The organism is Haloparvum alkalitolerans, from assembly GCF_055381565.1.
Genome location: NZ_AP043938.1, coordinates 1878586 through 1890649 on the forward strand (window position 1 = coordinate 1878586; position 12064 = coordinate 1890649).

General features: G+C 66.6%; 10 protein-coding genes and 1 CRISPR repeat array (1 of these 11 cut by a window edge). Of the genes, 4 read left to right on the forward strand and 6 right to left on the reverse strand.

The genetic code is table 11. The annotated features are described in order from the left end of the window. Window positions 1-49: 49 nt before the first annotated feature. The 5 genes from ACZ432_RS11690 to ACZ432_RS11710 form a co-directional block, all read right to left on the reverse strand. Window positions 50-1690: a hypothetical protein gene (locus ACZ432_RS11690; protein WP_426962245.1), complete on the reverse strand. Its 1641-nt coding sequence runs from the start codon at window positions 1688-1690 to the stop codon at window positions 50-52. A gap of 647 nt (window positions 1691-2337) precedes the next feature. Next, window positions 2338-3387 (reverse strand): ABC transporter permease, encoded by a 1050-nt coding sequence (locus ACZ432_RS11695; protein WP_426962244.1) that lies wholly within the window; start codon window positions 3385-3387, stop codon window positions 2338-2340. Next, window positions 3384-4460, reverse strand: a complete 1077-nt coding sequence (locus tag ACZ432_RS11700; protein ID WP_426962412.1) for an ABC transporter permease — start codon at window positions 4458-4460, stop codon at window positions 3384-3386. The genes ACZ432_RS11695 and ACZ432_RS11700 overlap by 4 nt, the downstream gene beginning before the upstream one ends. Before the next feature lie 50 nt (window positions 4461-4510). After that, entirely contained in the window at window positions 4511-6058 is a 1548-nt protein-coding gene (locus ACZ432_RS11705) for an ABC transporter ATP-binding protein (protein ID WP_426962411.1), read from the reverse strand. A gap of 87 nt (window positions 6059-6145) precedes the next feature. Further along, on the reverse strand, window positions 6146-7243 hold the full coding sequence (locus ACZ432_RS11710) for a BMP family lipoprotein (protein ID WP_426962410.1): 1098 nt from the start codon (window positions 7241-7243) through the stop codon (window positions 6146-6148). Between the two features lie 416 nt (window positions 7244-7659). On the opposite strand from ACZ432_RS11710, the gene ACZ432_RS11715 reads away from it, so the two are divergent. Further along, complete coding sequence (locus ACZ432_RS11715; RefSeq protein ID WP_426962243.1) at window positions 7660-7884, forward strand: preprotein translocase subunit TatA; 225 nt, start codon at window positions 7660-7662, stop codon at window positions 7882-7884. Window positions 7885-7965: 81 nt separating this feature from the next. Here the strand turns inward: ACZ432_RS11715 and ACZ432_RS11720 are convergent, their stop codons facing one another. Continuing rightward, window positions 7966-8454 (reverse strand): MoaD/ThiS family protein, encoded by a 489-nt coding sequence (locus ACZ432_RS11720; RefSeq protein WP_426962242.1) that lies wholly within the window; start codon window positions 8452-8454, stop codon window positions 7966-7968. Window positions 8455-8594: 140 nt separating this feature from the next. Here ACZ432_RS11720 and ACZ432_RS11725 point away from each other — a divergent pair, with 140 nt between their 5' ends. From ACZ432_RS11725 to ACZ432_RS11735, 3 genes are all read left to right on the forward strand, one after another. Further along, complete coding sequence (locus ACZ432_RS11725; RefSeq protein ID WP_426962241.1) at window positions 8595-9608, forward strand: aldo/keto reductase; 1014 nt, start codon at window positions 8595-8597, stop codon at window positions 9606-9608. 197 nt (window positions 9609-9805) lie between these two features. Then, a complete protein-coding gene (locus tag ACZ432_RS11730) occupies window positions 9806-11353 on the forward strand; it encodes a sulfatase (RefSeq protein WP_426962240.1) in 1548 nt (515 codons plus the stop codon). Beyond that, entirely contained in the window at window positions 11354-11776 is a 423-nt protein-coding gene (locus tag ACZ432_RS11735) for a GtrA family protein (RefSeq protein WP_426962239.1), read from the forward strand. It begins immediately after the preceding gene. Between the two features lie 31 nt (window positions 11777-11807). Further along, window positions 11808-12064: direct repeats of the CRISPR family, unit length 30 nt; unit sequence GCTTCAACCCCACAAGGGTTCGTCTGAAAC; it runs 431 nt beyond the window's last position.

The window sequence follows — 12064 nt, forward strand, 5'->3', positions numbered from 1 at the left end:
GGCTACAAACCGGGAGCACATGATGATGGGGACTGACTGTGACGGGCAACTACGAGAATTCGATTGCGAGTAGCGACGCAGCGGTGTCGACGTCGAACAGTTCGGATCCGTAGAAGACAGAAAGGGGCAACTCCCGATCGGCAGCCGCGAACTCCTCTTGCCACAGCTCGGCGAGCTCCTTCAAGTCGGCTGCGCGGATAAGTCGAATGTCCACCCCGATCTGCATTTCCAGTTGCTCCGCGTTTCTGGCAGCTTGGTCCGTGAAATCCGGAGCGATGATGAGAAACCACTCAACATCGTGCTGCTTGCTTTTCGTGTCGATGTAGTTTTTGATCTTGCTTCGGGTGTCGCTTCCAAGACGGAACTGTTGCCGTCGGCGCTTGTTGTCCCACAGTAACCACCGGCCGTCCTGCTCGATCTCCCCGTCTGCGACCATTCCGGTTGCCTTTTGTCCGAGCTGATTCGTCCCATCGAGGTTGAACGCTTCGCGGAAGATTTCCCCGGTTGCCTCTTCAAACAGGATATCCAGTTTCTCCTCAGGGTTGTCGGCGACGACGAGGTCTTGGAGCTGTGGCGGAACGGCTGTGACGGAGCCGTCGGCAATCTCTTCGAAGGCATCGATATACAGATCGACTGCTGGCTCTCTATCGTCGACGGACTTCTGCGATTGTTCGAAATACTCGATGATCGCGGACACCATCTGGTCTGTTTTCTGCTTGTGGGCCTCCAACCCATACTGATCGACGATGGCTTTCAGATCCCCTTTGTCGACGACTGTCTTCAGGAGCTCACTCGGATATACACCCGCAGCAACAATGTTCTCACGTCGGTTCTGGTTTCGACCGTAGTTCTTCCCCTTGACGTCAAACTGATCACGGGCCTCGACGAGGACGGACTGGCGATCAAATGGGTCGAGTGTCTCCAGCATTTGGAGGTAATTCTCATTCGACATCTCGTAGTAGAGCCAGTCCCGGATGACCTCAATGTAGTCCTCTGGGATCCCGACGAGCTCGTGGTAGTCCTCCTCGTTAACCTCATAGACGAGCGCCTGTTCTTGGAGCGACCATAGCCCCTTCTCAATCGTGTCACGAGCATGCTCCGGGCTGTCGGAGCGGGACACCTTTGGGAAGCGGTCGATGGCGGAGAGACGCTGAAAGAAGTCGAGCCATGTGTAACAGTCGTGCTTGCTGTTATGGGCTCGGTTGTGAAGCTCGAAGTAGCTGTAGATCATGTGGATCTCCGAATCGTCGATCTGATTCTGGTAGTCCACAGCAGCACGGGCAAGATGGAGCAAATCGTCCGCATCGTTAAACGAATCCGCATCGAAGCGCTCGATCAGCGTTCGCTGCCAGTCTTGCACTGCATCCAAGAGGTCCGGCTTTTCCATGCTGTAGTCGGGCTGCTGGATCAACTGTCGGAGAATGCCGTAGCGGATGACGAGTGCCTGATACGGTGAGTCGTTGATCGAACTGATCCGGGGCGGGGTGAAGTTGTTGAGTTCGGTCCGGACCCGCTCCGGATCGGCAAGTGCTGGGACGTACGTTTCGAGGTAGCGTTCCCGGTCGTCAAAGCCGTCGTGTTTGAACTCTCCTGGGTCGAAATCGTCTGTGGCCGTCTTCGTCTCCCCCTTCAAAAACCGACTTTGTTCGTAGCTGTTCCAGTCTTTATCAATAAGCTCGTGTAGCTCCATATGTTGATTCAGTACTACTTTCGGCCTACTTGAATCTGTGTGGGGGTGGCATGCTACGATCTGTAGCTGTGCTAGCAACGCCACTCAGTGATATTGATTTCAAGACGCCTGTGAGGTCTTCGCGACTCGCGCTGTATCTTCCACGAACGGGATCTCGCTGAATCACCGTTGCCAAGCCAGCTTCGTACATGGGTGTCTATGCTTTTGGTTGTCTGAGCTGGATGACTAGCAGTTCGGCGGGGAGATGAAGGAACGGTGATGCACCCAACAACAGAACATGAACGGGTACACTAACGCCACGCAGCCCCCTCATCGAGCGTCGTGTCGAAACCCTCCTGCTACTCGTTGAACGGCCGTTCACCAGGATACGGGCGTACGCGACTGGCTGCTCGTACTCAGGGGTCTTGAGCCACGTCCCGGGCAGGCCCCTCAGGCGGGGTGGCTCAGCCGTGGTGGGCCGACTCGACCTCGATCTCAGGGACGCCGGCCACCTCGACCCGGTCGTTGACCGTCACTACGTCAGATCGCCGAGCAGCCAGAGTTCGCTCTCGCGTGGTAGTTGATCCGGCGGCGCGCGGCCGCAGACGGTGTGGTCGGTGACGGCGACCGCGGCCGATCCGCGGCGCCCCACGGCCGGCTCGGGAGCCCTACTCCTCGCTCTCGTAGGGCTCACCGACGGCGGAGGGCGTCCGCGTGGACCCCCAGACGGTGAGGACGACGACCACGCCGGCGTACGGGAACAGGTTGACGAGCCGGTTGGGCACGCTGATGCCGACCGTCTGCAGCTGGATCTGCAGCATGTCCAGCCCGCCGAACACGAGCGCCGCGACGGCCGCGCCGATCGGGTTGTAGTTGCCGAACAGGTAGGCGACGATGCCGATCCAGCCGCGGCCGCTGACCATCGTGTCGCCGGTCCCGGTGAACGAGCCCGCCTGCGCCAGCAGCACCGCACCGCCCAGGCCGGCCATGACGCCGGAGAAGATCACGGCGGCGTACCGGACGCGCGTGACGCTGACGCCGGCCGTGTCGAGCGCCTCCGGGTTCTCGCCGGCCGCCTGGATCCAGTAGCCGTACCGCGTGTCGTTGAGGAACTTCCAGGCGGCGACGGCCAGGACGGCGGTGACGAGCACCAGCGGCGACGTGTCGAAGAGGATCGGGCCGAGCACCGGCACGTCCGCGAGCACGGGGATCGTCAGGTCGTTGATGCTCTCAAGGCTCGGACTGTTGCGGCTGTCCCAGACGAGGACCGCCATGAACGGGCCGAACCCGAGGCCGATGAACCACAGCGCCAGCCCCGCGACGATCTGGTCCGCCTCGTACCGGATCAGCAGGACGGCGAACACGACCGCGAACGCCAGACTGACCAGGACCGAGGCGAGGATCGCGAGCCAGACGTCGCTCTGTCCGGGGGACCCCCCGCCGACGATCCACATCGTGGTCGCCGCGGTCGCCGCCCCGAAGATCATGAACCCCTCGACGCCGATGTTGAAGACGCCGCTCTTCTCGGCGTAGAGCCCGCCGATCGCCGTCAACGCGATCGGGGTCGCGGCCTGGAGCGAGCGCTCCGCGAAGCCGACCGTGACGATCTCCAGGAGCGGCAGGTCCATCGCCACGGCGGCCACCGCCGCGGCGGCGACGAGCGCAACGACGCCGGCGATCCGAACCCGGCTTCCGCCGAGGGAGTCGGTGAGGCTCATCGGCGCTCACCCCCCAGCCCGGTCCGCTGTGCGGCCATACGGAACAGCTCCGGCACCGCGACGAAGAGGATGACGAGTCCGATGACGCCGTCGATGAGCTGGACCGGAACGTCGGTGTAGAGCCCGATGTGCGTCCCCGCGGAGTCGAGGCCGCCGAACAGCAGTCCGGCCGGCACGATGCCGAGGGGGTTGTTCGCCGCGAGCAGGCTCACGGCGATGGCGTCGAAGCCGTACGTCGCGATGCCGCCGGGGTCGGTGTAGTAGCCCATGATCATCACCGCGAACACCGCCCCGGCGATCCCGGCGACCACGCCCGAGAGGGCCATCGTGGTGACGACCGTTCGCTCGGCGTCGACGCCGGAGTAGGTCGCGGCCGACTCCTGGTGGCCGCTCGTCACCATGTCGTAGCCGAACCGGCTCCGCTCCATGACCACGTAGATCGCCGCGACGGTGACGAGCGCGATCCCCAGTCCGACGACCGAGAACCCGGAGCTGTCGAAGACGAGGCTCGGGAACGAGACGTACTCCGGGATCCGCTCCGTGTTCGGCGCCGCGTTGCCCTCCCCGCGGAGGGGCCCCTGAACGAGCCAGCCGACGACGCCGGTCGCGATGAAGTTCAACATGATCGTGGTGATGATCACGTTCGCGTCGGCGTACGCCTTCAGCGCGCCGGGGAGCGCCGCGTAGGCGCCGCCGGCGACCGCACCCGCGAGGAACCCGACGATCAGGAGGCCGACCCCGCCGATGACGCCCCCCGGGAGCAGCGGCGCCGTCCAGATGATCGACATGATGGTCGCGAAGCCGCCGACGACGAACTGCCCCTGGACGCCGATGTTGAACACGCCGGCCCGGAACGCGACCGCGACCGCGACGCCGGTCAGGATGAACAGCGTCGAGAACCGCAGCGTTCGCGCGATCGCCGACCGGCCGCCGACCGCGCCCTCGATCAGGCTGGTGACGAACTGCACCGGGTCGTACCCGGCCGCCGCGACGATGCCGACGCCGATCGCCAGCGCCAGCGCCGTCGAGGCGGTCGCGATCGCCAGCCGCTCGAGCACCGACGCGCGCAGCATGTGGCCGGCGGCGCGGTCGACCGCCTCACGGAGCCGTTCCGACGGCCCGCTCACGACTGGACACCTCCGCTCGAGGCGGCGTCGGAACCGCCCTCGCCGTCGCCGGTGTCGTGGCCCGCCATCAGCAGCCCGAGCTCCTCCTCGGTCGTCGTCTCCGGGTCAACGACATCCACGAACTCGCCCTCGTACATCACCGCGATCCGGTCGGAGAGCTTCTGTATCTCGTCGAGCTTCGAGGAGACCACGACGATCGCCATCCCCGCCTCGCGCAGCTCCAGCAGCCGGTCGTGGATGAACTCGATCGAGCCGATGTCGACCCCCCGCGTCGGGTGGGAGGCGACCATGGCGTCGGGGTCGTGTTCGATCTCCCGGCCGACGATGAACTTCTGCTGGTTCCCGCCGGAGAGCGACTTCGCCTCCGTCTCCTCGTTCGGCGGCTGCACGTCGTACTCCCGGACGATCTCCTCGGCGTGGGCGCGGACGGCCGCCCAGTCGATCAGGCCGTTCGTCGAGAACGGTTCGACGGTCTGGTTGCCCAGGAGCGCGTTGCGAACGAGCGTGTAGTCCTGGACGAGCCCCTCGGTCGTTCGGTCCTCCGGAATGTACGCGATGCCGGCGTCGATGCGCTCGCGTCGGTCCGTGTCGGTGACGTCCGCGCCGTCGAACCGCACCGTGCCGGCGTCGACCTCGCGGAGCCCGGTGAGCGCTTCGACCAGCTCGGTCTGCCCGTTCCCCTGGACGCCGGCCACCCCCAGGATCTCTCCCTCCCGCACGGTGAGGTCGACGCCGCTCACCTGCTCGAGACCCCGGTTGCCCCGCACGCGGAGCCCCTCCGCGTCGAGCACGGGATCGCCCTCCGTCGAGTCCCGGGGCGGGCGGTCGAACTGGACCTCCCGACCGACCATCATCCGCGCGAGCTCCTCCTCGGAGGTGTCGGCCGCGTCGACCGTGCCGATCGCCGCGCCGTCCCGCAGGACGGTGATCTCGTCGGCCGCGTCGAGCGCCTCGCCCAGCTTGTGCGTGATGAAGATGAGCGAGTGGCCGGCGTCCGTGAGCTGCTCCATCACGTCGAGGAGGTCCTCGATCTCCTGCGGCGTGAGGACCGCGGTCGGCTCGTCGAGGATGAGGATGTCCGCACCGCGATAGAGGCTCTTGACGATCTCCACCCGCTGGCGGGCGCCGAGGTCGAGGTCCCGGACCTTCACGTCGAGGTACTCGTCGACGTCGAACTCGTAGCGCGAGCAGATCTCCTCGACGTCGGCCCGGGCGGCCGCCGTGTCGACGAAGCCGCGCTCGGTCGGCTCGTGGCCCAGGATGATGTTCTGGAGGACGGTCATCGTCTCCACGAGCTGGAAATGCTGGTGGATCATCCCGATGCCCGCGTCCATCGCGTCCCTCGGCGAGTCGAACGCTCTGGACTCGCCGCCGACGGATATCGTCCCGGCGTTCTTCTCGTAGAGCCCGTAGAGGACGCTCATCAGCGTCGTCTTCCCGGAGCCGTTCTCGCCGAGGAGGGCGTGGATCGACCCCTGCTCCAGCGAGAAGTCGACCTCGTCGTTCGCCACGACGTCGCCGAACCGCTTCGTGATGCCCTCCATCCGAACGGCCGGCGGCCGCGTGCCTTCAGCCGTCATCGTCTCCCGTCGAAAACGTGTTTATAAATGCCATCGGGATGTGGCCGGCGATCAGTTACAGCCGGAGGCGGAACACGGAACCTCGATGTCGCCGCTCGTGATCCCGTCCTTCGCGTCCTGAACGTTCTGCGAGACGACGTCCGGGAGGTTCCCCTCGAACGCCTGCCCGATCACGACGTCGACCCCCTCCTCGTCGAGGCCGAGCGTGTTCGCGCCCGTGACGCTTCCGAAGTCGTCCTCGGCGACCGCCGCCGCGACCTCCCGCGTCCCCTCGTTGATGTACTTGACCGCGGAGCCGATGATGACGTCCTGGAACTCCTCCAGGGTCACGGACTGGTCCGCGTCGACGCCGATGGCGAAGCGGTTGTTCTCCTGAGCGGCCTCGAAGACGCCCTGTCCGGCCGCGGCCGCGGCGTGGTAGACGATGTCCGCGCCGTTGTCGTACTGGGAGGAGGCGATGCTCGCGGCGGTGTCCGTGTCGCTGTAGTCGCCGATGTACCCCACGTCGACGGTGACGTCGGAGTTGACCCACTCCGCGCCCGCCTTGTACGCCTCCTCGAACGCGTTGATGAGCGACCCGTCGACGCCGCCGACGAAGCCGATGTGCGCGTCGCTCGGCTCGTTCGAGTTCCCCTCGTGGGAGAGCTCCTCGGTCGTCATCGTCCCGCCGAGGACGCCCGCGAGGTACGACATCTCGTGGTTGGCCCACGTGTACCCGGCCACGTTGGGCTCGTCGACGTGGTCGTTGATGAGCATCCAGTTCTGGTCCGGATAGTCCGCGGCGTTCTGCGTCAGGGCCTCCGTGTGGTTGTACGAGACCAAGACGATGAGGTCGTAGTCCCCGCTCTCGGCGAGGTTCGCCTGCGTGGACTGGTAGTTCGACTGCTCGGTCTCCTCGACCTGGTTGATCTCGAGGTCGTACTCCTCCTGCGCGCTCTCGAGCCCCTGGACCGCCAGGTCGTTGAACGCGTTGTCGTCGAACCCGGCCGGGCTGGAGACGATCGCGACGTTCGTCGTCGACCCCGAGCCACCGCCGTCACCGCTGCCGTCGCCGCCGCCGTTGCCGTCGCCGTCACCGCCGTCACCGCCGCCACCGAGACACCCGGTGAGCGTGGTTCCGGCAACGACGGCGCCGCCCGCCGCCAGCATGGAGCGACGATCGATCGCGGCCCCGCGATTCGCCCCGTCAGATCCTTCAACATTGTCTGTGTCAGACATCATCCACGGAAATGTGACACTACACTAAAAGATTATTCATTATCGGGTTACTGTTCCGGTAGGTCTGCCGTCGGCGGGATTTGCCGCCTCGGGAGTCGTCACGAGTAGTCCGCAAACGGTCTATTCGGGCCACTATCGACCGTTCGTCGACACGTCCGAAAACCGATATTTTTGGTGTATTTTCTCTTCAGAGATACTGGCTGTTCGGCGTCGTCGAGCCCGGACGCGAGGCGGTCGATTTCCGCTTCCCCTCGTGAGGGCACACCGGGGGTTCCGGCTCCTGCCCCGAGCGCCGTCGGAGCGGTCACCCATACAGTTATTTTCGAGAGCGCCGTCCTTCGTCCGTGATGGTTCCCGCACAGATTCCGGGCGGTCCGGAGCTCCTGATCCTCGTCGTGGTCTTCCTCGTGCTCCTCGCGATCCCGGTCGCGCTGATCGGGATCGTCGTGTACTTCGTCCGATCCAAATCCGGGGGTTCAGACCCCGAACAGCGCCGGATCGAGGAACTCGAGGACCGCGTCGAAACGCTGGAGGAGGACCGCGACCGCGAGCGCGAGGGCGGACCGCGGTGACCTCGCCCGTCGTCCGAGAGGGTCCGTCTGTCGTTCGAGAAGTCCCGCCTGCCGTTCGAGCAGACCCGGTCGCGAACGGACTCAACAGCAGAACATGAATGGGTAGACGAGCGCGACGCGGTCCCCCTCCTCGAGCGTCGTGTCGAAGCCCGCCTGCTGCTCGTTGAAGCGGCCGTTCACGAGGATGCGGGCGTACGCGACCGTCTGCTCGCCCTCGGGGTTTTTGACCCAGGTTCCGGGAAGGTCCTCGGGCGGGGTCGCCCAGCCGCGGTGGGTCGCCTCGGCCTCCGTCTCGGCGATCAGTAGCTCCTCCAGTCCGGGGTGCTCCTCGAACAGGGCGGCGAGGAACTCGCGGAGGGTCTCGCCCGCGAACGTGAAGGGGAACTCGTGGGTCCCCAGTTCGGTGCGGACGTGGCCGGTACAGCGGACCGTGACGGTCGTGGTCGCCTCCGCGACCCTCTCCTCGTCCGCGACCCTCTCCTCGTCCGCGACCCTCTCCTCGTCCCCGCCCCTTTCCTCGTCCGCGGTCGCTCCCTCGGTGGCGGGTCGGTCCGTGGTGGACGTGCTCATGTCGAGGTGTATGCCCCGGACGAACAACGGCCGTGTGCCGAAGATGTTCGGTGCCGTTCGCGGAGCCCGAGCCGGGAAACGGCGAGCGGGAACTTCCGGTTCCTGTGACCTTTTGCGGGCGCGCGACGAACGCTCACGCGATGACTCGATCACCCGAGGAGCTCGACCTCGACTTCGTCTCACTCGACGGCACCGGCATCCACACGAGCGAGCTGCAGCTCGGCACGTGGCGGTTCGGCAAGGAGAACGACGCCGGCGAGACGGAGATCGACGAGACGCGCGCGAAGGAACTGCTCGACGCCTACGACGCCGCGGGCGGCCGCTACATCGACACCGCGGACGTGTACGGCGGCGGCGCGAGCGAGGAGTGGATCGGCGAGTGGCTGCAGGGGCGGGACCGCGAGCGGTACACGATCGCCTCGAAGATCTACTGGCAGATCCGCGACGGCGACCCGAACAGCCGCGGCACGAACCGGAAGAACGTCCGCGACCGCATCGACGCGCTGCTGGAGCGACTCGACACCGACTACGTCGACGTGCTCTACATCCACCGCTGGGACGACGCGACCGACGCGCGCGAGCTGATGAAGACGCTCAACGCGCTCGTCGAGGCGGGGAAGGTCCACTACCTCGGCGCGTCGACGCTGCGCCCGAACGCGTGGAAGGTCGCCCGCGCCAACGAGATCGCTCGCGCGGAGGGGTGGGAGCCGTTCAGCGTGCTCCAGCCGCGCTACAACCTCGTCGACCGGGAGATCGAGGGAGACTACCTGGAGTTCGCGCGCCAGCAGGACCTCGCCGTCTGCCCGTGGAGCCCGCTGGGACAGGGCTTCCTGACCGGCAAGTACGACCGCGAGGAGGACCTGCCGGAGGAGTCGAAGGTGGCCGCCTCCGACCGGTTCCAGGAGTCGTACCTCACCGCGGAGAACTTCGACCTCCACGACGAACTCGACGCGGTCGCCGACGAGGTCGACGCCTCGCCCGCACAGGTCGCGCTCGCGTGGCTGCAACACCGCGACGGCGTCACCGCGCCCATCGTCGGCGCCCGCACCGTCGACCAGTTGACCGAGAACCTCGCGTCCGCCGCCGTCGACCTCAGCGACGAGCAGGTCGAGCGACTGACGGCGGCGAAAGGCGGCCCCTACGCCGGGCTGTAAGGCGCCGTTCGGTCCCCGCGACCGGTTCCGTCGGCCGTCCGACGTGACGAAACACTAATCAAGTTCTCTCGCGTACGCTGTAGCCAATTACTGGCACGCGGACGGGTCCTGGGGGGCCGGTCGCGGCAGACGCCGGCGCCGAACGGTCCACTCGCGGCGGGCCGACGGCGCTCGGACGCGTGTCGGGACTGACCACCATGGACGGCACATCTCCACGTTCGAACGTTCTTCTCGTCACGGTCGACTCCCTGCGGACCGACGCCATCGGCCCGTACGACGCCGAGCGCCGCACGCCCGTCATCGACGATCTGGGCGACCGCGGCGTCGTCTTCGAGCGCGGCTTCGCGAACGGCAACTGGACGCCCTTCTCGTTCCCCTCGATCATGGCCTCGCAGCCGGTGTTCACCGACTCGGGCCGGATCGGGGTCGAGGGGCGGCCGACCATCGCGGAGGTCGCCTCCGAGGCCGGCGTCTCGACGGCGGGGTTCAACGCCGCGAACGGCTTCCTCACCTCCTACTGGGGGTACGACGAGGGGTTCGACGAGTTCGAGTCGTTCGTCGCCGACGTGAACGCCAGCATCTACGGCAAGTACCTCGCCACCCACCCGACCGTGGAGGCGTGGCTCCAGCTCGCCGCCTCCCCGTTCCGACGCCTGAGCGCGAAGCTCCGCGGCGAGAGCGACGACCGCCCCTTCCTCGACACCTCGCGGATGTTCGACGTGGAGAACGCGGCGACCGAGTTCGTGGAGTCGCGCGACGACGACGAGCCGTTCTTCCTGTGGGTGCACTACATGGACGCGCACACGCCCTACGTCCCCGCGCCCCGATACGTCCGGGAAGTCTCCGACCAGACGGTCGGCACCCACCGGATGCTGCTCGCGCACACCCGGACCGGGCTCGGACTGGAGGTCGGCGACAGCACGCTCGACGACCTCCGAACCCTGTATCAGGCCGCCGTCAGGCAGGTCGACGCCAGCATCGGCCGCCTGCTCGAGACGCTGGAGGCCGAGGGGCTCCGCGACGAAACCGCGATCGTGTTCGCGGGCGACCACGGCGAGGAGTTCCAGGAGCACGGCCACCTCGCACACTATCCCAAGCTGTACGACGAGCTGATCCACGTCCCGCTACTGGTCGACGCGCCGGGCGTGGAGTCGGACCGCAGCGACCGGCCCGTCGGCCTCGACGCGGTCCCGCCGACGGTCGCGGACCTCCTGGGGATCGAGGCGCCCGACGCGTGGGAGGGCGAGTCGCTGCTCTCCCCCGGGGCCGACCGCGCGCCCGACGACCTCGCGGAGGCGGAGTCCGAACCGGCGGTCGCGTCGGACGGCGGCGCGGTCGCGGAGACCCAGGCCGAGACGGGGGCGGATTCGGAGCCGGCGGAGCCGGCGGAGCCGGTCGTCTCCGTCACCGTCCGCGGCGAGGAGCTGACCGCCCAGCCCATCCCGCGCTCGCTCGACGACGGCGACCTCCTCGTGAGCGCCCGGGACGACGGCTGGACCTACATCGAGAACGCGGACACCGGCGAGGCGGAGCTGTACCACCGGCCCTCGGACCCGGACCAGCAGGCGAACCTCGCCGACGACCCGACACCCGAGCAGGCAGCCGCCATCGAGCGGCTCGCGCCCGCGGTCGCGTCCCACGTCGCCCGCCTCCGCGAGGAGGCGGACTCCGGCGACGACGCGGGCGACGAGGAGGAGATCGACGAGGATCTCGAGGCCCAACTCTCCGCGCTCGGCTACCGCTAGATGCTCCGGTCCCTTCTCAGAAACCTCCTCAGCGGGCCAGTCGCGACGCAGCTCCGGCGGTTCGTGATCGTCGGCGCCACGACCGCCGGCATCCAGATGGCCCTGCTGTGGGCGTTCGTCGACGTCGGCGGGCTCAACTACCTCGTCGGCGCGACGATCGCCATCGAGATCACGATCGTTCTCTCGTACGTGCTCAACAACGCGTGGACGTTCCGGGCGACCCAGAACACCGGCCTCCACGACTACCTCGCCGGGCTGCTCAAGACGAACGTCGTCCGGGGCTCCGCGATCCCGATCCAGCTCGGCGTCCTCTACGGGCTGGTGGAGTTCGCGGCGATCACGTACCTGATCGCCAACGTCGCCGCCATCCTCATCAGCGGACTCTACCGGTTCGTCTTCGACTCGCTGTGGACGTGGGGGTAGCTGAACCCGGATTCGATGGGGGTACCGATCGGGCTTCAACCCACAAGGGTTCGTCTGAAACCAGGCCGTCGACCACCAGCATCAGCAGGTCAGGGTTGCTTCAACCCCACAAGGGTTCGTCTGAAACCTCCTGCATCGCGAGCAGCAGCGTTTCTACGTCCTGCTTCAACCCCACAAGGGTTCGTCTGAAACTCGCGGTCGTCCTGAAAGTCGAGGTGTTGGACGTGGCTTCAACCCAACAAGGGTTCGTCTGAAACCGCCCCACACGACTGAGACGGACGACGGTGA